At 62.4% G+C, this 25,919-nt stretch carries 16 protein-coding genes; 10 read left to right on the forward strand and 6 right to left on the reverse strand.

Annotation, left to right across the window (positions count from 1 at the left end; genetic code table 11):
* Positions 1-106: 106 nt before the first annotated feature.
* On the reverse strand, positions 107-565 hold the full coding sequence (locus GA615_RS25975; protein ID WP_152054267.1) for an Hsp20/alpha crystallin family protein: 459 nt from the start codon (positions 563-565) through the stop codon (positions 107-109).
* 610 nt (positions 566-1,175) lie between these two features.
* Here GA615_RS25975 and GA615_RS25980 point away from each other — a divergent pair.
* Both GA615_RS25980 and GA615_RS25985 read left to right on the forward strand, forming a co-directional pair.
* Positions 1,176-2,300, forward strand: coding sequence for an FHA domain-containing protein (locus GA615_RS25980; protein ID WP_390622258.1), 1,125 nt, complete (start codon positions 1,176-1,178; stop codon positions 2,298-2,300).
* Between the two features lie 1,040 nt (positions 2,301-3,340).
* Positions 3,341-4,879 carry a replication initiator protein A gene (locus GA615_RS25985; protein ID WP_152054269.1) on the forward strand — a complete coding sequence of 513 codons (1,539 nt, stop codon included), beginning with the start codon at positions 3,341-3,343 and terminating at the stop codon, positions 4,877-4,879.
* 41 nt (positions 4,880-4,920) lie between these two features.
* On the opposite strand, the gene GA615_RS25990 is transcribed toward GA615_RS25985, so the two are convergent.
* The 3 genes from GA615_RS25990 to GA615_RS26000 all read right to left on the reverse strand — a co-directional run bounded on the left by GA615_RS25990 (position 4,921) and on the right by GA615_RS26000 (position 7,773).
* Positions 4,921-6,069, reverse strand: coding sequence for an acyltransferase family protein (locus GA615_RS25990; protein WP_152054270.1), 1,149 nt, complete (start codon positions 6,067-6,069; stop codon positions 4,921-4,923).
* A 195-nt stretch (positions 6,070-6,264) separates the two neighbouring features.
* Entirely contained in the window at positions 6,265-6,732 is a 468-nt protein-coding gene (locus GA615_RS25995) for a hypothetical protein (RefSeq protein ID WP_152054271.1), read from the reverse strand.
* 150 nt (positions 6,733-6,882) lie between these two features.
* Entirely contained in the window at positions 6,883-7,773 is an 891-nt protein-coding gene (locus tag GA615_RS26000; protein WP_152054272.1) for a ParA family protein, read from the reverse strand.
* A gap of 2,518 nt (positions 7,774-10,291) precedes the next feature.
* Here GA615_RS26000 and GA615_RS26005 point away from each other — a divergent pair.
* Both GA615_RS26005 and GA615_RS26010 read left to right on the forward strand, forming a co-directional pair.
* Positions 10,292-11,020 (forward strand): sugar transferase, encoded by a 729-nt coding sequence (locus GA615_RS26005; RefSeq protein ID WP_201750328.1) that lies wholly within the window; start codon positions 10,292-10,294, stop codon positions 11,018-11,020.
* A 90-nt stretch (positions 11,021-11,110) separates the two neighbouring features.
* The gene (locus GA615_RS26010) at positions 11,111-11,890 is read left to right on the forward strand and encodes an exosortase-associated EpsI family protein (RefSeq protein WP_161602576.1); all 780 of its coding nucleotides are present in this window, start codon (positions 11,111-11,113) and stop codon (positions 11,888-11,890) included.
* A gap of 44 nt (positions 11,891-11,934) precedes the next feature.
* Here the strand turns inward: GA615_RS26010 and GA615_RS26015 are convergent, their stop codons facing one another.
* A complete protein-coding gene (locus tag GA615_RS26015; protein ID WP_152054274.1) occupies positions 11,935-12,213 on the reverse strand; it encodes a hypothetical protein in 279 nt (92 codons plus the stop codon).
* A gap of 421 nt (positions 12,214-12,634) precedes the next feature.
* Here GA615_RS26015 and GA615_RS26020 point away from each other — a divergent pair, with 421 nt between their 5' ends.
* Complete coding sequence (locus GA615_RS26020; protein WP_161602577.1) at positions 12,635-13,300, forward strand: PEP-CTERM sorting domain-containing protein; 666 nt, start codon at positions 12,635-12,637, stop codon at positions 13,298-13,300.
* Positions 13,301-13,814: 514 nt separating this feature from the next.
* Here GA615_RS26020 and GA615_RS26025 read toward each other — a convergent pair.
* Positions 13,815-18,188, reverse strand: coding sequence for a tetratricopeptide repeat protein (locus GA615_RS26025; protein WP_152054276.1), 4,374 nt, complete (start codon positions 18,186-18,188; stop codon positions 13,815-13,817).
* A gap of 334 nt (positions 18,189-18,522) precedes the next feature.
* Between GA615_RS26025 and GA615_RS26030 the strand changes: the two genes are divergently transcribed.
* The 5 genes from GA615_RS26030 (at position 18,523) to GA615_RS26050 (ending at position 25,910) form a co-directional block, all read left to right on the forward strand.
* Positions 18,523-20,916, forward strand: coding sequence for an exopolysaccharide transport family protein (locus GA615_RS26030; protein WP_152054277.1), 2,394 nt, complete (start codon positions 18,523-18,525; stop codon positions 20,914-20,916).
* 164 nt (positions 20,917-21,080) lie between these two features.
* Positions 21,081-22,022: an exosortase/archaeosortase family protein gene (locus GA615_RS26035; RefSeq protein WP_152054278.1), complete on the forward strand. Its 942-nt coding sequence runs from the start codon at positions 21,081-21,083 to the stop codon at positions 22,020-22,022.
* Between the two features lie 36 nt (positions 22,023-22,058).
* Entirely contained in the window at positions 22,059-22,910 is an 852-nt protein-coding gene (locus GA615_RS26040; protein ID WP_152054279.1) for a WecB/TagA/CpsF family glycosyltransferase, read from the forward strand.
* A gap of 33 nt (positions 22,911-22,943) precedes the next feature.
* Complete coding sequence (gene asnB, locus GA615_RS26045; RefSeq protein ID WP_152054280.1) at positions 22,944-24,917, forward strand: asparagine synthase (glutamine-hydrolyzing); 1,974 nt, start codon at positions 22,944-22,946, stop codon at positions 24,915-24,917.
* A gap of 33 nt (positions 24,918-24,950) precedes the next feature.
* Complete coding sequence (locus GA615_RS26050; RefSeq protein ID WP_152054281.1) at positions 24,951-25,910, forward strand: glycosyltransferase; 960 nt, start codon at positions 24,951-24,953, stop codon at positions 25,908-25,910.
* Positions 25,911-25,919: the final 9 nt, after the last annotated feature.

Here is a 25,919-nt window from a genome sequence, read left to right on the forward strand (position 1 = left end):
GCCGATTGCCGTCGCTCCCAACAGGAGCATTCGGCCAATCGGCCAGGGCTCATTCCGAAGTGTCGGTTACCGGTTGCATGGCCTGGTTGGACCGTGTCTCCCCCCATCAGGAGGACTGAGAGGCGGCCGGCCCGACCTTGATCTGCTTGGGACGAGCCGATTCGGCCTTCGGCAACGTCAGCCGCAAGACACCGTGGTCATGCTCCGCCTTTGCGCGATCCGCGTCAACGGGGACCGAGAGGGTCACCGTCCGGCGGAAGGTACCGTGACGCCGCTCGCGGAGGTGCCACGTTTCTTGCTCCTGCTCTTGCTCGGTTTGTGTCTCGGCCTGAATCGTCAAGGTATCGCCATGAATGGTTACCTGAACGTCTTCGGGCTTGATTCCGGGCAGCGACGCCCGGACCACAAAAGCCTCTGGCGTTTCCGAGATATCCAGGGGAAGCACCAGGGCCGATCCTCCTGAAGCGAGGCTGTCAGGCCGCACAAAGCTCTCTTGCAAGAGCGTGTTGAACGCATCGCGGAGGCTCACCATCTCGCGGAACGGATCCCAGCGTTCGATCGCCATCGTTCTCCCTCCCCGATTCTTTTGTCGATGTGCCCGGCGCGTACCAAGGGCGTTGCCCGGAACCCGGACGTCTCTTGAAAACAACACGCTGCGCTCAATCCGGGTCGTCATTGAGCCAAACCGATGCTGCTCAGTCGGACATGCCCCGAATCGCATCGGGCAATTAGTTGCAATCAGCGTGCCGCCCGCAAAATGCTCTCCTTAACCACATACGAAAAAATCATTTGCGTCAAATGTCCTCTGGAAGCCAATTGATCAGTACTGCCAAAATGACACCAACCCCCCTGTCGCCATCGTGGCGCCCCTCGGCAATCATGCCATTTTGGCAAGTGCGACTTGAACTTGACACCGTTCCATGAGCGTCACCTAACATGATCTCATTCGGTACAGCGATTGCTGAGATTGTACTGCGGGCAGTGATTGGCCCTTTTGGAATCCTTCGAGCACGCGAGGGAGGACCCTCATCGCTATTCCCGATGGTCACGCTGAACCGAATGGCTTCCAGGCTCCGGCTCCGCACTCCACGCTCTGGGCCGCGGGAGGGCTCCGTCTGCGGCTGATCGATCCCAAGGGCCAGCGAACCATTGCGATCGTCCACCGGCCGTTTGCGTTGATTGGACGAGCCACAACGGCAGACATCCCGGTCTTGAGCCGGGACGCGAGCCTGAGGCATGTCTACTTGCACCGGAATGCCCACGGGGTGTTTGCGGTCGATCTGGTTTCCCGCACGGGAACGCGGTTTGATGGCGCGCCGCCCCGTTCCCGAGCCGCCTGGCTCCGGCCCGGCCAGGGCCTGGAGTTGGCGGGACATCGAATCGAGTTGCTCGAACCCGGCTCGGAGAAGGGTCGTCCGGCCGTTTTGCCCGAGATTGATCCGCTGGCCGAAGAAACTCACCTTGCGCCCCTGGTGCTGCGGCCCGAGGATCATCCCGATCAGGCGGCCTCGATGCTTTCCGAGCTGTCGTTTCTGGGTCGGAGCCGGGCCTGTGCCCTCCGAGTCGAAGGAGAGACGGTTGCGCGGGTTCACGCGGTCCTGGTTCGATCCGCCTCGGGGAGTTTCCTGGTCAACCTCGCCGGTTCCGGTCTGACGATCAACGACGAGCCGGCCCCCTTGGTCGTCGGGTTGCACGATGGGGATCACCTGGGACTGGGTCAGCGTCGGTTTCTGGTGCAACTCCATCCGGGGCTTCCGGAGGGTTTTGCGACTTTACCGGCGACGCTGGGGCATTCGTTTCCCGTTGTCTCCTCGAACGGGTCGCTCGTGGCCCCTCCGCTCCCCAATGCTCCGGATCATGACGACGTGACGCGCGCCCTCCAGGCGGTCCGGGACGGCCAGGACGACTTGATCCGGACCAACGACCAGTTTCAGCACGCCCTGGTTGCCGCCGTCCGACAGCTCTACCAGGAACAAACCGCCCTGTTCGAGCGTCACCTCGATCGCCTCGACCGCCTTCAGCACGAGGTCGCCGAACTCCGGGCCGAACTTCGGGAGCGTCTTGGCCCAGCTCCGTTGCTCCCCCCTGCCCCCGATCGTTCGAACATCTTGCCCCCCCCTGCTCCCGCCCCTCTGGACATCCCCCACCCCTCGCCGACTCCCGGTTCGGAACGGGCAACCTCGTGGCTGATCGACCGCCTCGGCGAACTCGAAGGGGAAGTCGAACAGGAATCACGATCGGGCTGGCGCGACCTGCTCTCGCGGCTCGGAACCCCCTTGCGAGCCCGAGACGACCTCTGAGCCTTCAAATCGCCGAGCCGCCAGAACGCCCCAGAACGGCTCGTCGTGACGAAACGACCAGAACGTCGACGAGCGTCCCAGAATCGCCCCTGGAGGCATCCTGGGACGTCTGGCGGCCCCTGCACCGCCGGCGGTCGCGGTGATTTGGAGCAAAAGCCACTCAGACCCCACGCGAACCGCCTCTTACTACCGATTAACCGGACACCCTTCGGGCATCATTCGCCCCTCTCGCATTCCCCGCGCCTTCTACCGATTAACCGGACACCTTTCGTTCCTGTTTTGTCGAAGCCCACCCGTCACCGGTTGGTAGTCCGACCAACCCAGATTCCGAGCTGAGCCCCCACTGCTGCCCTCCCTGAAATTCTTCAAACCCAAGTGAACTCATGTCCTAGAGATTCACCGGACACCCTTCCTGTCAATCGCCGCCGCGACGACAAGCCAACACCATGCAAACGATCATGCATTGACAAGGAGATTTTGACGCTGTGGCTCTCAAAGGCCCAATCAACTCGTTCCCGGCCTGGGCCAAACCCTCGGGGCGGATGACACGGTGAACACCGGTCCTACAGATTCACCGGACACCCTTGTGAAACCGTGTTGATTGGGTCAGGGCCTCCTCTGCCGAACAGCGTGCACTCACGATTGACCGCCCATACCGAACAAACAGCCAGAAAAGATTCTGGGCGCCTTTGGCGTTGGCCTCTCAAAATTTTGGGCGCCTTTACCGATTAACCGAGCATACTTTGGGGTGCACCTAACGATTAACCGGACACCCTTTCGCGTGCACCTAACGATTAACCGAGCATACTTTGGATCCGCAAGTCTTTTGATAGAAAAGACTTGCGTTCCCCTAGACTTTTGTTTTAAGACTTTTGTTTTAAGAACAACAACAACGCGCGCGCTCGCGTACGTGCGCACGCGCGAAGGGCGGGCAATTGCTGGAGGTTTTGCCATTGTTGTTGCATGATTTCTCCACGGGGACGGAGAGAGACCGTTCCGGACTTCGGCTCCCGGAACGCCCCTGGAACAGGACCGCCACCGTGGACAAGCCCGACCGAGACCCCTCGCTTTTCGACGATGCGGACGACCCGGAACTCACCGATGAAAAGACGGCGGAACCCGTCTTCAAGGACGAGCTGAACCTGGCCGAGTTTCCGATCGCCTCGCTCGCGGATCGGGTTCCCGACGGCCAGACCACGCTCGTGTTCGAGGACCGGCTCGATCGTCGCGATGGTCCGCCGATCGTTCGCCGTCTTACCATCATGGGGACAGCGAAGCATGGATTGCCGACGTCGATGGATGATGAGATTCTCGTCGGCCTGATCCAGCTGACCAAGCGATGGAACAATTTCACCGAGCCGAAAGTCAAATTTTCCCGTTACGAATTGATCGAACTGCTGGGTTGGCCTCAGACGGGCCAGAGCTACCGGAGAATCGAAGAGGCGTTGCATCGCTGGGTTGGTATTGTTCTCTCATATGAAAATGCATGGTGGGATAACACTGAGAAAAGTTGGGTGGATGAAAACTTTCACGTTTTAGATAACGTTACGCTTTTTGACAAAGAGCGGCGTCGCCCTTCCCGGAGTGCCGGCGCGGCCCAGGAGGCGGGAGTTCGGAAGCGAGGCAAGCGGGGAAACGCCCCTCCTCCCCTCTCAAGTTTCAAGTGGAATGAGGTGATTTTCCGCAGTTTTCAGAGCGGAAACCTGAAACAGATCGATCTTGAATTTTATTTAAAGTTGAGATTGCCCACAACAAAACGACTGTTCCGATTTCTCGATAAAAGATTCTATCGAGTCGATCGGCTTGAATTCGACCTGCGGACGTTCGCCTGTGAGCATGTCGGCCTGAGCCGCTCGTACAAGCCGACTGAACTGAAACGTCGCCTGCGTCCTGCCATCGCCGAACTGGAGCAGCAAGGGTTTTTGGAAGCCATGAGCGAGGAGGATCGCTACCTCCGCAAGGCACGAGGATCCTGGCAGATTGTCTTTCTGCGAGGTCCCCGGGGGCGTTCCACGATCGAGCCGACCGCCGAGGAACGCCTCGAGCTGATGGCGATGCTGACGAATCGGGGCGTCACCTCTCGGATTGCCGTCGAGCTGGTTGAGCGATACCCGCCGGAGATGCTTCGCGCAAAGGTCGCTATTTTTGACTGGATGGCGGGGCAGGACGACAAGCGCCTGGCCAGGAATCCGGCGGGGTATCTGGTGGCCTCGATCCGAGACGATTACCAGGCTCCCGAGGGGTACATTCCCCCTGACGATGCGGAGGTACTCGCCCGGGCTGAGGCGTCGGTTGCTGAGGAAGAGCGTCGGCGTCGAGAGGCAGAAATTGAGGCCGATGAGCGACTTCGGGCAGAAGAAGCGGCCGAGGTTGCTCGCATTGCCGAACTTCGAACGCGATGGGACGCCCTGTCTTCGGCCGATCGAGAGGCCATCAAAGCTCAGGTCAAGGCGGCTCACCCCGGGCTTCGTCGTTCCCGGGTCGCGCTGGAACGCTTCTGCCTGGAAACACTTGACGCTCGACTCAACGGGCAAGGCCCTCCCGGTCAACCGTTCTTGTTTCCGGATGATGATGCCTGATCAGGCGTCATTCGTGGTCGTGATCAGGAGGCCATGCCGTGTCAGACGCGAAGGAAGAGACGTCGCTTGTAGAGGTACAGCAAGAAGAGCCATTGGACCAGCAGGGTCCCGATCGCGGTGGCCACGGGAAAGAAGTTGCCGGGAACCAGACGGTCTGAGAGCGTAATGACCCCTCCCAGAAAGAACCGCGCGATCTGATCGAAGTCGAGGAACCGCGGAACCACGTAGATGGTGATGGCGTTGACGCCGACGACCACCAGAACAAAGGACCATCGCCGCCACTTCAAGACGTCGATCAGGGTGTAAAAGGCGGCAAGCAGGATCAGGCTCCATCCTCCGGCAACGAGCACGAACGAACTTGTCCATAAATTTTTGATGATGGGAAACCACGCCCCCCAGAGGGTGCCGACGATTACGCTCAGGATGCCGGCCAGGAGCAGGCCGAGTGCCTTCTGCCAGGGGGAATGTTGCCTCGATCGCAGCCAGGCGCCGCTGAACGCGCCGATCAGGACTGTGGCGACGGCCGGGATCGTCGAGAGCAATCCCTCATTATCACCGAACCCGTAATACGGTTCGAGGATCTTCCCCGGCAGGTAGTGGCGATCGACCCATCCGGCAAGGTTTCCTTCCTTGGTGAAGTCGCCCGCCATCCCTCCCGGGGGAGCAACCCCAGCCAGCAAGGCCCAGTAGCCGAGCAAAATGGCCGCGCAGATGAGTATCTGGGTGCGAATGGAAGTGGACATCACGATCAACGCGGCGATCCCGTAGCAGAGGGCGATCCGTTGCAGGACCCCTGTGATCCGCAGATTGTCCCAGTCGAACTGCAACACACCGTTACAGAGCAGGCCGAGGGCGAACAGCAGGATCACCCGTCGTCCGATCCGACGAGAGACCGCCCCCTTGCCCTGCTCGGCGGCCTTGCTCAGGGAGAACGGCAAGACGGCTCCGACGAGGAACAGGAAGAGGGGAAAGATCAGGTCGTAAAAGCGAAATCCTTCCCAGTCGACATGCTCGAATTGCCGGGCGAGGGTCGAGGCGGTTGCCGACCCGGACCAGGCCGCCCAGGCCAGGACCAGGCGATCGCCGCCGACGATGCAGAGCATGTCGAACCCTCGGAGGGCGTCGATCGAAAGCAGGCGATCGGATCGAGGGGGCGGGGCCGTGGCCGGCGGGGCCTGGGTGTCGAGCATGCGAGGTCGGTCCGGGGGGGGGTGGCACAATCAAAGGAACGGCCTTCGGGACGTGTCGTCGTCACCGATTGAGCAATCAAGATCGGGAAGCAGCTTACCGGATGCCCCCTGGCACTGGCCACGCCCCACAGAGTGGAGGTCAGCGGCGCGATTCCCGATCCCCCGCTTTGACGGCTTCGTCACGGGGGGACCAGGTCAATTCTCCGAGTCGCCGTCCCCTTGGCGGTTGGAACGTCGATCGCGAGAGTCGTAGAGGACCATCGACCCGACGAGCGGCCGGAGCAGATCGTTGACCACCTCGGAGCGGTCCTTACCCACGTGGATTGCATAGAGCCAGAGTTTCTTGTCCAGCTCCTCCTCGATGGCGAACATGCGCTGAACACGCCGGAGCTTGGAAGATCCCCTGCCCCGGCCTTTGGACCGAGATGATCCTGTCGAGGAGGATGCCCCTGACGACTTCGGGGCCGATTCGACCTCGGCGGCGGGCTCCGAATCGACTGATTGACGGTCGTCGCCGTCGCTCATGGAGGAGGAGGAGCGGGGGCCGGCGGTGGCCTCGGCGGCGGCCATCCGGCGCTCGAACTCGGCCTCGGTCATCGCGGGTCGGACCAGTCCGGTTCGGCTTTCGGGGCCCGGAATTCCCCCACGTCTGGTTGTACTCATTCGAATGCCCCCCCTGCCCTTGATCATGGTTCGTTGAGCGCTTTGGCCTGGCTCGGCGTGTGTTTTGGATTTGGTGCGTTGGTTGAACCGTCGCCGCGACGGCCAGTCACCCTCGCCCGGTGGCCGGCCGTCGCGCCGCGTCGACGGCTCTCACGCAGCGGCGCCAGAGGCGCCGCCCTGCTCCTCGATCGGTGCGTCATCCTCGGAGGGTGCTTCGTGCGGCACGTCCCCGTCGGGATCGCTGCGTGTCGGTTCGACCGACTCGCCCCCCCGGATCAGGAACGCTTCGGCCGCGGCCTGATAGGCGCGGCTCCCGGCTCCGTAAGGGTCGTAACGGACCAGAGGAACGCCCCGGGCATAAGCTTCCCGGAAGCGAACCGAGGTCGGCACCGACCGTTCGAAGGCCAGGTCGCCGAAGTAGTCGCGCACTTCGGCTTCGATCTGGCGGGCCACCAGGGTTCGATCGACCCGGGTGATCAGGACGCCGGTGAGCATCAAAGGCCCGGCGTCGGTGAATTCCTGGCGAAGCGAGCCGACCTCTCGGATCAAGGTTTCAAGCGTCTTGACCCCGGCCAGGGCGGCGATGCACGGATCGATCGGGATGACGACCTCGCCGACAGCGTAAAGGATGGCCACGTTGAGCGGCGTTTGCACGGGGCTGGTATCGAGGATCACGACATCGTGATCACAGACCCGACGCAGCACGCGGCGGACCCGGAACTCTCTGCCCTGGCCAAGCCCCTGGCTGCCCCCCATCTGATCGGAGCAGGAACCGAGGCGATCTCCGGGGGGGATCACGTCGAGTCCCTCGACACAGGTGGGCAAGACCACGTCGGCTATTTCTGCGTCGTCGAGCAAGAGGTCGGCCAATCCTTCCGACGGTAACCCCGCCGGGAAGAGGCCAAGCGACGCATTGCCCGACGGGTCGGCGTCGATCAAGAGGACTCGCCGTCCCAGGTCAGCCAGGCTGGCTGCCAGGTTGATGGCGGTCGTGCTCTTACCGACCCCCCCTTTTGCGTTGGTCACGGCGACGCTCCGCATCGACCGTTCCTCCCCGATCGGTAGTCCCCTGCCCGTCTTCTCGATCGGCAGACCTCGCCGGCCGGAAACGTTTGGGGTTCGGCCGTAAATAACGACTAGAGATCGTGTTACGGCGTGAGATTGGCTTATGGTTTGCTTGAGTACCAGGTTTCCTGAAACCTTGCACAACAGGCAACCAAACGTTCAAGGCATCCTGGTTCCTGGGAACCATTGTCCTTGTGCGTATCGGTTCGCCATCACGCTCGACTCCAATGTTCCCGGGAATCAAGGTGCCAGTCAGACTCGGTTCCTTGACAACCGAGTTGGCTGGAACACCTTGGTTTGACGGTTCGACCATGCACCAGGAAGCCTTGATTCCCATGAGAACTTGGTGAGAAAGGCGGCTTGGTTCCTCGGAATCGTAGGTGGAGGGGTGGTCTTGGTGGCTGCATAACCAAGACGCCAAGGTCGTCACTTATCCCGAGTTGCCAAGGTGGCTTGGCAACCAAGTTCACTTGAAACCTGAGTCACCTTGACGATCCAAAAGCCAAGTTTCTCTAAGCGTCTCGAACGCTAGAAGCCAAGTGATCTATTAACCAAGGCGCCAAGGTCTTCAATGGCCCTGGTAACCAAGAAGACGAAGCAACCGATGTTGCCAGGGCGTCTTGAAGCCTCGGTGCCTTGATTCCAAGGACCATTCATGGCCTTGGTGTCAGAGGTGCCATCATTGGCAATCTTTCCAGGTCCAAGGGAATCATGGGGCCAAGAAGATATGGTTGCCTTGGTTTCAAGGTGCCAGGCGTTCCTTGACGACTTGGATTCCAGGTCGCTTGAGCATCATGGTTTGTCATGTTTATGGACGACCTGGAACCTGAGGAAAATTGGTTCACACGGTGCCAGTGTGGTCAAAACGCCTTGGTTCCTGAAAACCAAAGGTCCGCAAGAAGACCCAGTGAACCTGGTTCCTCTTGAACCAAGGTATCAAAGTGATGCGTTGTCAGGGTGCCAGGTGACCAAGGCGTCAAGGTTTCGAGGGCCCTTGATTCCTCGGTGCGTTGTTGGGCGAAGGCGGGCGTGAAACCGGGGCCGAACGGTCAGTCTTGCCGTCCCTCGTGAAGGGCAGGGGAGAGGGCCGTTCCGGTTCGAATCCGACAGAGATCGAGCAGAGGTCAGCGCAGGACGGTCATGAAGAAACAAGGGAGAGCGCAGAACCAGGGCAGGGGGGGACAGCCCGAGATGGAGGCCCGAGGTTCCGTTGCCAGGTCTCACCGCGAGCGCGACTCACCACGGCGGCGGCGGATCTCCTGGGTGGTTCGGTTCGGCCGATCCGTCGCGCGGTCGTCGGTGTGTTTGAGCGGGTCCTTGATCTATTCGCCGGTCACAGCCTGGCGCAACAGGTTCGAGCCGGCGGTGATCCGGAAGCGATGGACAGCAGAAGATCCGTTTTGTGGACTCCTGATAGTGTCTTGAGCGGTCGCGTGGCCATCCGGAGCAAGGCGGAGATTCTTTGCCTTAAGTGTCGAAACACTCACGGACCCGATCGCCGACGGCCTCGACCTGTCTTCCTGGTGTGTCATTGAGGGGTGATCGTGAGGGATTCCGGCCGTCTGAACCGCCTGGAAACGGTTGGCGCGACTGGCGTTCTGAGACGCGATTCTACGGTCCGATAATCAATATTATGGTCGCATTGGTGGAGGCTTATGAAAATCGGCTCCGGCGTGCTTAGGTTTGCTGTCACTGGACAACGGTCTTCAAGCGCCGACGTGCCAACGACCTCTGCGAGGAAGGCTCCGAACAGGAGATCAGGTAACTCTCGGAGCCGGGGTGGGAGAATGGTGAAGGACGACGTTGTCCGGTTCGCGTCCTGGTTCTTCGGTGAGCGTTTGGTGGGCAGTGGTGCGATCGAGACAGGCACAAACCGGAGGACTCGATCGTCTTCAGTCGGAGCGAATCGTGGTGCTGCCATGACCACGATCGGTTTTGCGATGACCAAAAACAGGAGAACCGGTGTCACGAACACCGGGTTGGTCTCTATCACAAGGGAGGCCACGGCGTGAAGCGTGGTCTCGACATGGACGTTTAGGACTTAACGATTTGAGTGCCGGCTGAGGAGTGAGATGGTGTTTCAGACCGTTGAGCGAGCAATGGCATGGCGAGTGCTGGACGTTGGGAACCGACCATCTTGGGCATTGGCCGCCGCTGGAGAGTTCCGCGGCTGCTCATCGATTCTTCGCAATCCTTCTGCGTGTTGCGTTGAAGCGACATGGGAGCGGTGATGCTTCGCTGCTAGTTGACGATGCCTGGACGCGTTGCTATGCTGCCGACACGGTTATCCTCCGAACGCTTCGGTTCAGGCATTTTCTGATCGCATGATTATCAACACAAGTTGTTAGCTCGCAGCGATCTTCCAACCGATCACCTCTCTTCCTGGCTTCAAGAAGCGTTTTTCTGACTGTCACTGAAGCCCCCTTCAGTCCGCGGTCATGAGAACCTCCTGCTGAATCTCACTCCTGAGCACCCACCCTGGAGATACCGCCCGATGAGCACTACGGCGCCCCAATCCATTCTCTTGTCCGAGCAAATTGCCCGGATGGTGGAGAGGGAGTCTGCGAAACAGGCGTTGCCAGGACCTTCGCTTGCCGTTGCCCCGACGACGATTGCCTCACGCTTCAAGCGGGCCATTGATTTTTCGGCCTCGGCCCTTGGGCTGGTGCTGCTGGCGCCGCTGATGCTCGCGATCGCCGCAGTGGTGAAGCTGAGCTCTCCTGGACCGGTCTTCTTTCGACAGCTCCGTCTCGGTCGCGGTGGCGAACCTTTCTACGTGCTGAAGTTTCGCACCATGGTGGCTGATGCCGAGCGTCGCCTGAGTGACCTCGAATCGCACAATGAAGCGGCCGGTGGTGTGCTGTTCAAAATTCGGCGCGATCCGAGAGTGACCCCGCTGGGTCGCTTCTTGAGGCGTTCGAGTCTCGATGAACTGCCGCAACTGATCAATGTGCTCCGAGGTGAAATGAGCCTGGTCGGTCCTCGGCCGTTGCAGCTTCGCGACTCGTACCGGCTCGAGGCGCTCGATCCCGAAGCGTTCAACCGTCGTTTGAGTGTGATGCCTGGGATTACCGGCCCCTGGCAGATTGGTGGCCGCAGTGATGGGACCGCCGGGATGGTTCATCAGGATCTCGATTATGTCGAGAACTGGTCCCTTTCGGCTGACCTGAAAATTCTGGTCCTGACGGTCCCGGCCGTTCTGTCTGCTCGTGGTGCCTGCTGAGGCATTTCAACAGACGTGAAGACTCGGCGGATTCGCGCTCTGCTCGGTTCGTCTTGCATGGCCCGCAGTGGCCTTGGGAGGAGATGTTTCGTGCCTGATCAGCCTCAACTTGACCAGTCCGCTCCGGTCGTGCGCCGCCCCCTTGGGCCGTCTCCCTGGATCTGGATGATCGTGGGTTGTGTGCTGGTGGCAGCCTCGGGGTTGGTGCGCGTTCGTCAAGAACAACTGTTCGCCGACGCCTCGCTGAGTGTGAAACAATCGCCGTTTCCGTTGCGAGACCTGCCCCAAGTGCTGGGTGGGCACTGGGAGATGATTCGAGAGGAAGAGCTGGAAGCCGAGACGCAACAGATCGCCGGATGCACGGATTATATGTATCGGTTCTATGCCAACTCCCACACAGGAGTCATGCTCAAGGTGCTGGTGGCCTTTGGGCCGGCCACTCAGGTCTTTCCTCACTCGCCGGAGATTTGCTTCCCCTCTCAGGGGTATCAAGCCACCGGCAAGGCCCGGCGCGTCAATGTGCCGGTGAAGACCTCCGACGTGACCCCTGCTTCCGAGTCCGAGCCGACCGCGACCATTCCCTTCCGGGCGATGACCTTCAGCCGTCCTGAAGCGGGACGGGAAGAGTTCATCGAATCCCATTATTCGTTTTGGCACGACGGTCGCTGGGACCCGGACGCCAAGGAGACGAAACGCAAGTTTCAGCATCGGCCGGCCATGTTCAAGGTTCAGGTCGATCGGACGATCACCTCCAGGGAACGAGAATCCTCTCAGAGCCCGAGTGAAGAGTTTGTGGCGGCCCTGGTCACGGAACTCAACCAACGCATCGACGAGTGGATCAATCATCCTGATCCCCACGTGAGCGAGTGACCGAAAGCCGATCCAGACACCTTATGCGTGACCCCGGGACGAACCTACGAACCATGCGATCGACTTCTGACCACACCATGCAGGTGCGGCACAGAGAGCATCCGCGCCGTCCCATCTCGACGCAACCCGCCCCGTTGCGATATCAACTCGTGTTCGAGCCGTTTCGCAACCGCACAGCAGAGCATTCCCAGGCCACCAATCACCAGCACGACAACCGCAACCGGTGCCAGATAGATGGCAAGAAGCGTCAAGATCACCCGGCGCAGCGGATCCCTGCCGCGTTGGACGTCCTCTTCGTTGCCTCGCATCTCACCCGTGGTCATGGATCCGACTCCTCATGCTCGAATCATGGGGTCAATCCTGACCCCTCTCTGACCATAGGACACAAATGGACCCGTGTTGCGTTTCTGCAACATCATGCCACGCGAATCGGGGAAACGTGGCCCCCTCAATTCACAAATTCTACGTCAAGAACACAACGAAGTCATGGGCATTCCTCTCTAAAATCGTGTTTTATGGCGGTTTCCAGTATTAAAAAACTGAAATGGGTTCCGCTGAGTCGGGTCGACGCCCGAGCGGCGGGGCATGGTTTCGGTCGCACCGTTGATCTTTCAGCAATCACTCGGCAAGATCAGTAGTCGAGCGACGGGATCACTGTTGGAACGAGACCCAGAGTGGGAATCGAGCAGTGGTTACCGATGTGACACCAGGGTGTTTCCCTTTCCCTTCGAGGTCATCAACATTATGACGAAACGATTTACCTTCCTGGCCGCGCTCGCGCTGGTGGCCTCGTTCGCCTCCAGTGCAATGGCTCAGGGCACCGCGACGATTGGTTTCGCCGGCTTCTCTCAGTCTGCTGGCGCCAGCTCGATTGATTACTCGTCGAACGGTGGTGCGCTGCCGGCCTACCTCACGGCCACGACCGAGGTCAATTTCACCATCAACAACCCGGTCTTCATGATCGATCCGCTGGGCCCGACCAACTACACGGGCGCCACCTTCACCCTGACGGCCGAATCCAACACGGCTGCCGCGGCCGGTGTTCAGGGAGGATTCTTCGGCACGTTCTCCATCATCGGCTCGGGTGGCGAAAACCTCCTGAGCGGCACCTTCGACTCGGCCTTGCTGAGCCAGCGGGGTTCGGGCCGTGCGGCCTTCGAAACCGGCTCGGTCGACTTCACGTCGGACATCTTCTTCCCGGTGATCAGGGAGGAGTTCAACTTCAGCATCATTGGTGGCTTCACCAACCTGTTGGCCAACAATGGCGTGTTCCAGAACTTCTCGGCTGACCGACTCTCGGGTGACTTCTCCGCCATCCCCGAGCCGGCCACCCTGGCCATGGCCGGTCTGGGCATCTTCGCCCTGCCGCTGGCTGTTCGGGCCGCTCGCCGTCGCCGATCCGCCAACTGATCTGAGTTTGACTTGAGCTGAGCAACCCTCAGTGCAACAACTCAACGCCGTCCCGGCCTTCTCTGGCCGGAGCGGCGTTTTTTTATTTCCCAGCGTTCAATGCCGGGTCTTTGTCCGAGTATTCGGCTCGTTTGCCGGACGCTCGGGAACTTCGGTCAAGCGTAGCCATCGAGATTTCCTGGCCCTGAAGGTTCTCCCCCGGCATGAGCGCTGTCGCCCGTTGGCTGGAGGCGCGAGCGGGGAAGGCTCAACCCTTGGGGTCGAGGTTCTCAGGAGCGAGCGGTCGTGACCGGTCGTCGGCTGACCGGTTCATGTGAGTCTCGTTCACTCCTTCGAGTCTCGTTCATTCGTTTGTGAGAGCGTAAGGAGTCGAACGGCTTTTGCCTTGATCCCCTGAGGTTGGGGGGCATCAGGAGCATCGCGCAAGTCAAGACCCGACCCCTCCCTTGATGGTGAATCAAGGGAGGGGCGGCCGAGCTGCGTGGACTCGATTCAGACGCTGCTCAACCGCGGATCAGCGAGCGAGGATGTCTTGCAGCTCGTCCTGATGCCACGGGTCGATCGTGTTGGGATCGAGACCGAGGGTGCGGGCCTGGTCAAGATGGGTGCGGAACTGATCGTTTCGGCCCGATTTCAGCGACGCAAGGGCAAGATAATAATGTCGGGCGGCGGTGGGCTCGATCGCAACCGCTTGCTCAAGCGCCTGGATCGCCTCGTCGAAGCGCTTCTGACGAATCAAGATCACGCCTCGGGCACCCAGAACCGCGGGAACCGGCCCGACCCGGCGTTCCATGCGGTCGATCTCCGCCAGCCCTTGCTCGGGCTGTTCAAGCCCTTCCGAGAGGACAAGGCCCAGGTTGTACAGCGCCAGCAGGTCGCCGGGGCGTCGCTCGAGGATCTCGCGATAAAGCTCGGCCTCCTTCTGGTAATCTCCCGCATGATGGTAGAGGATCGCCGAGGCGGTCAGCAAATCCGGGTCTCCTGGTCGCTTGTTGAGCAGCGTTGCGATGATGGGGCGGGCACGGGCGACCTGATCGACGCGCTGGGTGATGGGAGCAGCCTGAACTGCCTGAAGTACGGCCTCGGTCAGGCCGATCCGGGCAGTCTGGTCGGTCAGATCAACCGCTTCGAGCGACGCGGCGCACTGTTCCAGAGCTTCTTCAAATCGGCCTCGAACGGCCAGCACCAGGCCGGAAACCCACTGGGAACCCGGCGTGGTCTGAGCCAGATCCTGGGCAATCTGATCGGCTGCTTCCAGGGCTTCCGGGGTGCCGACGGTTAGCAATTGCAACGCGGCGGCACGGGCGAACAGGTCGCCACCGGGGGAGGTTAATCGATTGGCAACCTGCTCGACCAGATCGCTTGGGTTCCCGGCATTGGCTCGGATCAGCTGATCGGAGCGAAGGTCGGCCACCTCCGGATCTCCGGGGCGGAGCAATTCCAGTCGGCTGAGCTGCGAACCGGCCTCGGCCAGTCGATCCGCCTTGAGCAAGGCTCGCACGTGAAGCACGATCGCCTCGGCAGGAGCGGTCGAGAGGTCGGCCGAGATCTCGGTGATCTGGGCCGCACGGTCGAACTCTCCCAGTTCGATGAGCAGCCGGGCCAGTTGGTTTCGTGCCTGAACCGCCCGGCCATCCGTCAGCGGCAGGTCGGCCATCAAGGTTTCGAACACCGGAATCGCCTCGCGGCGTTGTTCGGGCTTCGGTGCCCGAGACTGCACCACGCCGATCGCCAGCCGACGCTCGGGAGTCATCGGGCCGTTGCTGGCCAGATCCCGAGCCCGCTTCCAGGTTTCCGGATCGCCGGGGGCGCGTTCGGTCAGCACCATGGCCAGTTGCAACGCCGCGCCGGCGGCCACGCTCGGGTTGTCCATCAGGCGTTCGAGCAGCGGTTCGGCCCGATCGGGACGGCCGGTCTGCTGGTAGAACGAGGCGGCACCGATTATCAGGTCCGGGTTGACGATTTCGTTGTCCAGCGCATCTTCCAGGACCTTGTCCGCCGCCTGAAGGTCGCCGATGGCCCAGCGGAGCCGGGCTTCCAGCAGTTCAGACGGGATGCCCGTCGAGCGTTCGAGCGCGCGATCAATGGTTCGCTCCAGAGTGGCCTGGTCGCGGCCGAGGCGGACCTGAGTGGTGATCAATTCCAACCACGGCGCCGCGTTCTTCGGAGTCGCCTGCTTTTCGGCCTGCTCATCGAGCAACTGTTCCAGCTCATCATAGCGGCCGGCTAGCAACAGCGCCCGGGCCCGCACGGTATTGGCGACGGCCGGGGCCCCGGGATCCTCTACCGCCGAGTCCTGGAGCCGATCCGCGCCGTCGAGCCCCGCACCGACAGCCAGCAAAGCCTGGGCCGAGACGCGACGGATTCCGGCGGCAGATCCCGGCCCCGATTCGGCCGTGAGCTGTTCCAACTCCTCGACCTGGCCGAGTTTCACCAACTGATCGACCAGGCGAAGCAAGGCTTCCCGGTTCCCCTGTTTCCAGGCGGTTCGGTAGGCTTCGGCCGCGCCTTCAGGATTCCCGATCACTTCCTGAATGCGTCCGTTGAGCATGTGAGCCGAGGACAACCCCGGGACCTCCTGCAGAACTTCCCCGACCAGCGTAAGACATCGGTCCCGCGCTTCGGTGTCGCCGCGTTCGACCTGGTGCAGCAGGATCGATGCGGCGGCCATCCGAGTGGAGATGGCGTTCTCGCCGTTGGAGAGCTTGAGGCGATCGAGGTAAAGCTCCGCCTCGGGAATCCGGTTAGCCAGCAAGGCAACCTCGATCAGCTCCAGGATCGGTTCCGGAGCGTTGGGGGCGAGCTTGCTCCAGGAGAGGAAGGCGGCTCGGGCTCCGTCGTAATCCCCCTGGGCCATCCGGAGTCGGCCAAGCGCTTGCCAGAGTTCCCGTTGTGCGTCGGAGCCAAGCTGGTCGATGCCGTCAATCAACCGTTGCTGAGCCTCTCGTCCTCGGCCCAGATCGACCAGCAAGCGCGCCAGGGTCAATCGAAGCGTCGGGCCGTCGCCGGCTTGCTTCATCCCCTCTTCGAGCAACGCAAGGGCCGCTTCGGGGTCTCCCGATCGCTTGAGCAACTCGGCTCGGGCGGCCCAGAGGCGGGAGTTGGTCGGCCAGGTCTTCTGCGCCTCCTTGAGCCGATCGTCGGCCTGGTCGGGCTGGTTGGCGAGAAGGTGCCGATCGGCTCGCATCAATTCCAGCTCAAGACGCTGGAGGCTTTGGGGAGGCAGAACGTCCTCCGACATCTCCTGCACCCGTTCCGCATCCTGATCGAACGCCGCCCACGATCGGGTGGCCGGTTCCTGCCTGGATTGCTCGCTGAGACGAAGCCGGAGCAGGAGCAGAAGCAAGGCGGGATCATCGTCGAAGGTGGTTCGGGCTGTCGTCAGCAGGTCGATGGCCTCTCGTGTGCGGCCCAGATTTTCCAGCACGTCGGCATGGCTGATCACCAGAACCAGCGACGAACCGGAATCGGCCGCCTCCACGTCCTGGAACAGCGCTTCGGCTTCCTCGTTTTTGCCGACCAGCACATAGCAAGAGGCCAGCTCCTGGGTCGCCTTATTCTGAACCAGCGGCGGGTTTCCCCTCCGCGCTCTCAGCGCTTCGAGGATCGTGATCGCGTTTTGCACGTCTCCGCGAGCGTTGGCATCGAGTGCCAGGAGCAATTGATAACGTGGGTCGTTGTCGTTGCCGCCGGAGAGCCGCTTGAACTGGTCGATCAGTTGCTTGGCCTTCTCGATTTCCCCCGTTTTGAGGGAGACGTAGGCGAGCCACCAGGCGAGATCGGCATCGTTGCCGCCGGCGACTTTCAGGCCCTCATCCCACTGCGTCATGGCATCGGCGGTTCGTCGCTCGTAGTGATCGATCAGGCCGCCGAGCATGGCGACGCGCTGGCGGTTTTCACGGTGGTAGTCCTCGGGGATGGCCTGAAAGGCGGTTTTGGCAGTTGCCGTGTCCCCCTGTTCGAGGCTGTGTTCGACGAGTGTGATCAGAACCTTCGGATCCTCAGGGGCCTGGTCCCGCGCGTCTTCCAGGGCTTGACCGGCCTTTTCGGGATCATCCGACTCTCGGTAGAAGAAAAAGCGAACGAGCAAGGCCTCGGCGGAATCGGGAAGGATGGAGGCGAGTTCCGTCAGGACCTCATCGGCGTTGCCGTCAACCTCGGGGTGATCCCGATAAAGCCGGGCCATCCGCCAGGCGACCTCCAGAATGCCCTCGATGGGTTTCTCATCATCCGGGGCCTTGGCCAGAGCCTCAGGATAGAGTTCCCAGGCACGTTCATAGGCATCCAGCGCCGTCGGAATGTCCCTTTGGCCTTCGTAGGCTTTGCCCAGCAGTGCCTGAGTCCGCGGGTCGTTCGGGTCGAGGGCCTGGGCCAGCTCGATCGCGGCGGGATAGCGGCCCTGGGCCACCACTTGCTCGGCCAGCCCGCTTTGCTGGTAATCGGCCTGAAGCGCGTCACTCAGGCGGATGTAAAGATCGGCCAGGCGATAACGGACCTCGTCGAGTTCTTCCTTGGGCAGATTTGAGAAGCGCACAAGAATCCGCTGGTGAATCTGGGCAACACGCTCCTCATACGGTCCGGCTCCGGTGGCGCGTTCGGCCATCAACTCGGCCCGAAGGATCGCCATCTCCGGATCGTCGGGGTTGCGTTCGAGATAGGAGTTGAGGTGCCGCAGCGCCTGGTCAGACTGACGGGCTGCCCGGCGGAGTTTCGCCTCGGCTGTTTCCGCGTCCTCGGCCTCTCGGCTCTCGGCGAGCAATCGTTCACTCTCGGCGACCAGCGACCGAATTTGCCGGGCCGCTTCATTGCCGAGCCGGGCAGGCCGGGTGAGCTGCAAGGTGAACAGCACACCCCCCAGGACCAGGGACAGAATGACAAGAGTTGCCACGGCGCGCCGATTCAGCCGCCACTTCGTCGGAGGATTCGTCTCAGCCACGTGCAAGAACCGGGGTGGAGGATTGAAAAGGGCTCGACGCACAACGCACACAAACGATCGGTTGGAAATCAATCCAAATGATACGGCTAGAGCTGTCTCGTGTGTCAACGGTCCTCGGATTGCACCGAAGGGTTCCCATCAGGCCGAGCGTCACGAAATTTCAATTTGACCGTCTTCGAGGCAGAGGGATAGACTGACCAGAGCCCCGCTCTCATTCATGTGATTAGCCCGACTCTGCCGACCGTCTCGGCACCATCGATCGTCCCGCCCCAGGTAACACACCGCGATGGATACAGCCGACACGCCTCGCCCTCGTTATGAACTCGCCCGTCTGACCGAGTTGCCTCCGGCCCTGCGCACCCCCTTGCCGCCGGTTTCGCCGACCTCTCCGGTCGGCAGTGGCGGCTTGCCGATCAGCCCCCGGCTTGTCCTCCGAGGCCTGGCCCGGCACTGGTGGCAGGCGCTGTTGCTCTGGATCATCGGCTCGGCCGCATTGGCATCGCTGGTCTATCTGAAATATGAGCCGACCTACCGAGCGTCCAGCCAGGTGATGGTCAATGTCGATAACTCCAACCCGTATTCTTCGAGTCGGGACATTACGAACCGCGGTCTTGCCGATCCCCGAATGCAGACTCACCTGCAACTGGTCAATAGCCAAAGAGTCCTGTCCAGCGTTATTAATGACCCCGACAGTATGATCGCGTCGATTGACTGGATTCGCCAGGCGGAGAACCCCGAAGCCGTTTTGAATGACGTGATCACCGTCACTCCGGGCAAAGGCTCCGCGTTGCTGTTCGAAGTTGCTGCCGAGACCCCTGGAAAAGACGAAGCGACCACCATTGTCAACGCCGTCGTCGACGCCTTTCTGGATTTGGATGATGATTTGGCCAATGCCCGTGTTCAAGGGGCCATTGCAAACATGGAAGACTATCGAAATAAGCTGGTCGACGAGGTCGAACGCCTGGAAAACGAAGTAAAGGAACTGGCCAAGGAATCGGACCTTCCCTCGATTTTGCGCAATTTCAAGGACACCACCACCCTGACCGACGTTGACCCTGATTCCCAGGACCAGGGCGAATCGGACGGCAAGATCACCGTGGAGGTCAGTGAATTCAAGCGACTCCATCAGGAACTGCTCAATCTGGAATACGCCGAGATCGAAGCACGTTCCGAACTGGAAGCCGTTCGACGCCAGGCGGCAACGGCGAACCCCCGATCCCGGATCGAAGACCGCGTGGAACAGGCGTTCCTGGCCAACGAGACCGTTCGAGCGTTGCGAGACGCCCTCCGAGACCTCGATGTTCAGTACGATGAGGCCCGCCGCCGCATCCGCAATCCGGGCGACCCTGCTCTGAACCGTCTGCAAGCCGACCGCCAGCGGCTGATCGAACGTTACAATCAACTTTGGGACGATCTTGAGCCGACCCTCCGCGCCCAGCTCTCCATGGACGAAAACGACCCCACCGTCCTCGTCCGCCAGGCGGAGCAACAACTGAACAACCTGTTGTTGCAGCGCGATCTGATCCAGAAAAAGCTCGACCGCGTGAAGCATGAAGAGCAGAGCCAGGGTGTCAAAGCCCTGGAAATGAACTTCTTACTTACGGAACTGTCTCAGCAGCGCAAGATGCAGGAAACCGTGGATCGTCGGCTCGAGGCGCTGAAGTTCGACTCCGATGACAGTCTTCCCCTCCAGAATCTGGAAGGGCTAGGCTTGCGAGTCACGAAGACCTTCACCGTTATTAGTAAAGCCAGTAAAGCCGAGCTTCAGGTCAACAAGCGAGACAAGTTCATGGCCGTCACGCCCCTGGCGATGCTCGGCCTGGTGCTGGGTCTGGTCACGCTGGTCGAGATGCGAGGCGGACGGGTCAGCGGTCCCGATGACCTCTCCGGCCGGTTCGGCGCCGATGTCTTCTCGGTGCCGCCGTTGCCGACGGTTCGCTCCAACGCTCAGGGCAGCCTGGAAGCCCCTGGACGCGATCCGAAGTTCGAGCAGTTCGTCCAGCAGCTTGACCACGTGCGGGTTGCCCTCTGCGGCGAAGGCGGACACGACGGCCGGGGCCGCTGTGTCTTGATCACCAGCGCCGTCGGCGGCGAAGGCAAGACGACCCTGGCCGCTCAGCTCGCCGTCCGGTGTGCCGAGGCCGGAGCTTCGACCGTCCTGATCGACGCCGACCTCCGCCGGGCGACCCTCGGCCGTCTCTTCGAGGTGCCCGACTGCCCCGGACTCAGCGACGTCCTTCGCGGTGATGCCACGCTCGAAGACGCCCTGGTGCCGATCAACCAGGTCGGCGGCTGCCAGCTCCTGCCCGCCGGATCGCCCGAGGCCAACCCGAACCGCATCCTGCGGGGCAAGAACTTCGCCCCGATGCTCGAACGGCTGCGACGGACCTTCGACGTGGTGATCATCGACACCTCGCCGGTCCTTCCTGTTCCCGACGCCTTGATCCTCGGCCGACTGGCCGACGGGGCCGTCATCGCCACCCGGCACGACCAGAGCCGTTTCCCGGCCGTCGAGCGGGCCAACAACCTGCTGACCGGCGCCGGTATCCCGGTCCTCGGCGTGGTAGTCAACGGCGCCCGGCCCTCCGGCTCTCGCGTCACGGGAGGCGACTACTACGCGGCCTACACCTCGCGAAGCGATCGTGTTCCGGAAGACTCCGGAACCTCCCCGGTCGTCTGATCGATCGCTCTTATGCCCAAGAGCGGGCGGATCGGGTCCGGTGATCGCCTCGCTCATTGCCTTTCGATTCGCCGGGACCAATCGGGGTGCCGGCGGCCCTGGTCCCAGATCGCTTGCCTTGATTCTCTTTCCTTGTTGATCGTGCCTCTGGAGCGACCCGAACCATGAGCCAACCGACTGACTCCCGGCCCGAACGCGGGCCGGCACCCGCGGCCCTTGCGACCCACCTGGTCGCGGTTGCCGCCGTGCTGTCGGTCCTGGTCTGGGCCTATCTTCCCCAGCTTGCGAAGCTGGTCGAAACCTGGGAAAACGACCCGAACTACTCGCACGGATACCTGGTGATTCCGGTCTGTGGCTTCATGTTCTGGTGGCTCTGGCCCCGAGGGGCCGAGGTCGACCGCCTCCGCCCGTCCGTCTGGGGATGGGTCCTCCTGGTCGGGGTCGTGGGAGCCCGGTACGCCGCCTTGCAGTACGGGAAGTTCTGGATCGAGGGCTTCACCCTGGTCCCGACCGTCGCCGCGTTGGTGCTGGCCTATGGCGGCTGGCCCCTGCTGAAGCGGACCTGGCCCGCCGTGGCGTTCCTGGTCTTCATGTATCCGATCCCCCCGGCCCTGAACAGCAACGTCTCGCTCCCGCTGCAACGGATGGCCTGCGTCAGCAGCGCCGCGCTGTTGCGGTTGCTGGGCCTGTGGGTCATGGACGAGGGGAACGTTCTGGTTGTTGGTGGGGAAACGCTGGAGGTGGCCGCCGCCTGCAACGGCCTGGCCATGCTGATGAGCCTCGCGGCCACGATCACGGCCACGATCATCCTCGTGCCGATGGCCAACTGGAAGCGGGTCATCCTGTTGCTGAGCGTTGTGCCGATCGCCTTGCTATGCAACGTCTTGCGAATCTCCGGCACGGCCTGGGCCTACCACTTGCTCGGCTCGACCCAGGGCGAGAAGATCGCCCACGACGTCGCCGGATGGCTGATGATGCCCCTGGCCCTCATCCTGGTCCTGATCGAGCTGGCCTGGCTCTCATGGCTGGTTACCGAGGAAGAGGAAGCCAAGCCGATCTCGCCCACCCTGCTGACGACCGCCGCCCTGGCTCGTCCGCCTCGATGAGTCAGTGAACTGGCCAGACTTCAGCCCGAGAAGCCCATGCGACCCTCGCCGACCCGCGTCTGGGGCCTGCCCCTCGCCCCGCTCTCTCGATCCGAAGCCGCCGAGGCGGTCGCGGCCTTGATCGACGCCGGCCAGCCGTCCTACTTCATCACGGCCAATGCGCACTACGCGATGGTCTCGCACGGCGATCCGACCTTGCGAGCCATCAATGAGGACGCCGCCTTCCTGCTGGCCGACGGCGCCCCCTTGGTCTGGGCCTCCCGGTGGCGCCGCGCCCCCTTGCCCGAGCGGGTCGCCGGCTCCGACCTGATCTATGATCTCTGCGCCCAGGCCGCCGCCCGAGGGGACCGCGTCTTCTTTCTCGGCGGGCCTCCCGGCGTGGCCCAGGCCGCGGCCGATCGCCTCCAGGAACGCTATCCCGGCCTGATCGTCGCCGGAGTGGCCTGTCCCCCGTTTCGCCCTTTGAGCGACACGGAACAGGCCGCCTTGATCGGTCAGATCCGAGACGCCAGGCCCGCCCTGCTCTTCGTCGCCTTCGGCCAGCCGAAGGGAGAGCGCTGGATTCGCCAGCACCTTGACGAGCTGGGCGTGCCGGTCTGTGTGCAGGTGGGAGCCTCGTTCGAGTTCGTGGCCGGCTGTGTCCGCCGGGCTCCCCGCTGGGTGCAGCGGATCGGCATGGAGTGGGCCTGGCGGATCGGCACCGATCCGGTCCGGCTCGGCCCTCGATACGCCCGCAACGCCGCCTTCCTGCTGTGGATGGTCCTGGGTGATCTCCGTCGCGGTCCCGGTCCCGAGCCGGAATCGAGGACTCCGAACACCCCTCCGCAACTGGCCGAGGCCGGCTCCTCGACCGGCCTGACCGCTCCTCCGGCCGGCCCCGTCTCCTGACGATCCCAGCAACCTGATCGGATCAACTCCTTCATGTGCGGTATTGCCGGGATCCTCGGCCGGATCGACGATCGCAACCGCGAAGCGCTCGACCGGATGGCCTCGGCGATGGCCCATCGCGGTCCCGACGGCGACGGCCGATGGACCTCGACGCCTGACCCGAATGGCTTCGGCTGCCTGCTGGCTCATCGTCGGCTGTCGATCCTCGACCTCTCCGACGCGGCCGATCAGCCGATGATCGACCCTCGATCCGGCTCGGCCCTCGTCTTCAACGGCGAGCTGTACAACTTCCGGAGCCTCCGGGACGACCTGAGGGCCGAGGGACAGACGTTCCGATCGACCGGGGATACCGAGGTCCTGCTCCAGCTCCTGAGCCTCCGAGGGGCGTTGGCCGTTCCCTCGTTGCGGGGGATGTTCGCCTTCGCCTGGTGGGATGAGCCGACCCGCCGCCTGACCCTGGCCCGTGACCCGCTCGGGATCAAGCCATTGTACGTCGCCCGGAATCCCGACCGAGGCCCCGACGCCGCCTGGTCGCTGGCCTTTGCCTCGGAAGTCCGCGCCCTGCTGGCCTCGGGTCTTTTGGGAAAGCCCCGGCTCGATCCGGTGGCCGCGGCCTGCTACCTTTGGAACGGCTTCATCCCCGGCCCAGTCACAGCGGTTCAGGGGGTCGAGTCGCTCCGACCGGGAGCGGTTCGAATCGTCGACGCCGGCGGGAAGACCATCCAATCGGATCGATGCTGGTCGATCCCTCGACCGGACCCCGGATCCGGGTCGGCCAACGGTTCGCACGAGGCGATCGACCACTCCCTGAGCGAGGCCCTGCGCGATTCGATCGGCCTGCATCTGGTCAGCGATGTTCCGCTGGGGGTCTTCCTGTCGAGCGGGGTCGATTCCGGAGCGGTGGCCAACCTCGCGCAACGGTCGTCCGACCGGCCCTTGCAGACCTTCACGCTGGCCTTCGAGGAAGGGGAACTGAGCGAGGCCCCCTTCTCCCGGGCGATTGCCAAAGCGATCGGCTCGGAGCATCACGAGGTCGTCCTGAGCGAATCGCGGTTCGTGGCCGACCTGCCCCGGGCACTCGACGCGATCGACCAACCGACGTTTGATGCTCTGAACACGTATTTCATGGCCACGGCTGTTCGAGAGGCCGGCTTGACCGTGGCCCTGGTCGGGACGGGAGGGGATGAGCTGTTCGGCGGTTACGATAGTTTCCGGGTCTTGCCGACGCTTTGCCAGTGGTCCCGGCGATCGCGAGGAGTGCCGCCTCGGCTCAAAGAACTTGCGGCGAGCATCGTCTCCTCGGCGAAGGGGGCCCGGCGTCGAGGGCCGATCCCTCCTCAAACGCGCTGGGCAAAACTGCCGGAAATGGCAGCTGCGGGAGAGGATTTGCTTCGCTTGTACCAGCTTTCTTACGCCCTCTTTCTCCCCGACTTGCAAGGCCGGTTGATGCCCGATGCTCCTGGCGGAACCGCCCTGCAACACGGCTTGCCGGCCGTCCTGGCCGACGAGCTGGCCGACGAGATCCGCAGCCGGGACGTACTCGACACCATCAGTGTGTTGGAGCATCGTTGTTTCCTGGGAGAACGCCTGCTGAGAGACTCGGATGCCGCCGGCATGGCCCCGTCGCTGGAGATTCGCTTGCCGCTGGTCGATTCGGTCCTGGCCGAGCATGTCTTTCGGATGCCGACCGATTCGCGATACAATCCGATCGGTCGTAAAATGGCACTGAGGCGGTCGGGCCTGGTCGGGCTCGACCCTGCATTGTTTGACCGGCCGAAGCGTGGGTTCGAGTTGCCGCTCAATCGCTGGATCGATCAGAGCCTGGGGGATGAGATTGATACCTTGATGCGGGATCACTCGGCCGCGTCGGCGATTGGCCTCGATGGGCCGACCGTCGAACTCCTGTGGGACGGCTACCGATCGGGGGCGCCGGGGCTTTACTGGTCGCGAGTCTGGTCGATTTACGTTCTGCTTCGTTGGTGCCATACTCACGGCGTCCTGTCCTGACCCCCCCTGCTCCGAGCTGCTTCACCATTCGCCATGTGCCGTCCCCGCCTTTGCCTCATCACCCCCTGCCGAGACGAAGCCGCGTATGCTCGTCGGACCCTCGACAGCGTACTCGGTCAGAGCCGGCCGCCGGATCTCTGGGTGATCGTCGATGACGGCTCGACCGACGAAACGCCGGAAATTCTCGAGGATTACGCTCGGAAGCACGACTGCATTCGGGTCATCCGGCGACCGGATCGCGGGATCCGCAAGGTCGGCCCTGGTGTGATCGACGCGTTCTATGCCGGCTATGAAACCATTCGGTCGCTTGAGTTTGATTACATTTGCAAGCTCGATCTCGATCTGGACCTTCCCCCTCGTTACTTCGAGATCCTCATCGACCGGATGGAGGCCGACCCCCGGATCGGCACCTGTAGCGGCAAGCCCTACTTTCGCCAGGGGGAGCACCTCGTCAGCGAGATGTGCGGCGATGAAAATTCGGTTGGCATGACCAAGCTCTACCGCCGCCAGTGCTTCGAGCAGATCGGCGGGTTCGTCGAGGAAGTCATGTGGGACGGGATCGACGGGCACCGTTGCCGGATGCTCGGCTGGATCGCCGCGAGCTGGGATGACCCGGACTTGCGCTTCGAGCACCTCCGGCCGATGGGAAGCAGTCACAAGGGGTGGTGGACCGGACGCGCCCGGCATGGGTTCGGTCAGTACTACATGGGGACGATCCCCTCGTACATGATTGCCAGTGCCTTGTTTCGGATGACACGGCCACCGCTCGTCGTTGGGGGGCTGGCCATGCTCTCCGGATACTTCGGGGCCTTACTCCGAGGGGCCGATCGCTACAACGACGCCAAGTTCCGCCGCTTCCTGCGCGGCTATCAGCGCCGCTGCCTGCTCTTTGGTAAGGCTCGGACCACCCGGAACTACGAGCAGCGACTGGCCGCTCAGTGGTCTCCCGACGCTCCGCCTTCCGGTGCGCTGTCGAATCGCTCGTACGCCTGATCTACCGCT

The sequence above is a fragment of the Tautonia marina genome, assembly GCF_009177065.1.
GTDB classification, from domain to species: domain Bacteria; phylum Planctomycetota; class Planctomycetia; order Isosphaerales; family Isosphaeraceae; genus Tautonia; species Tautonia marina.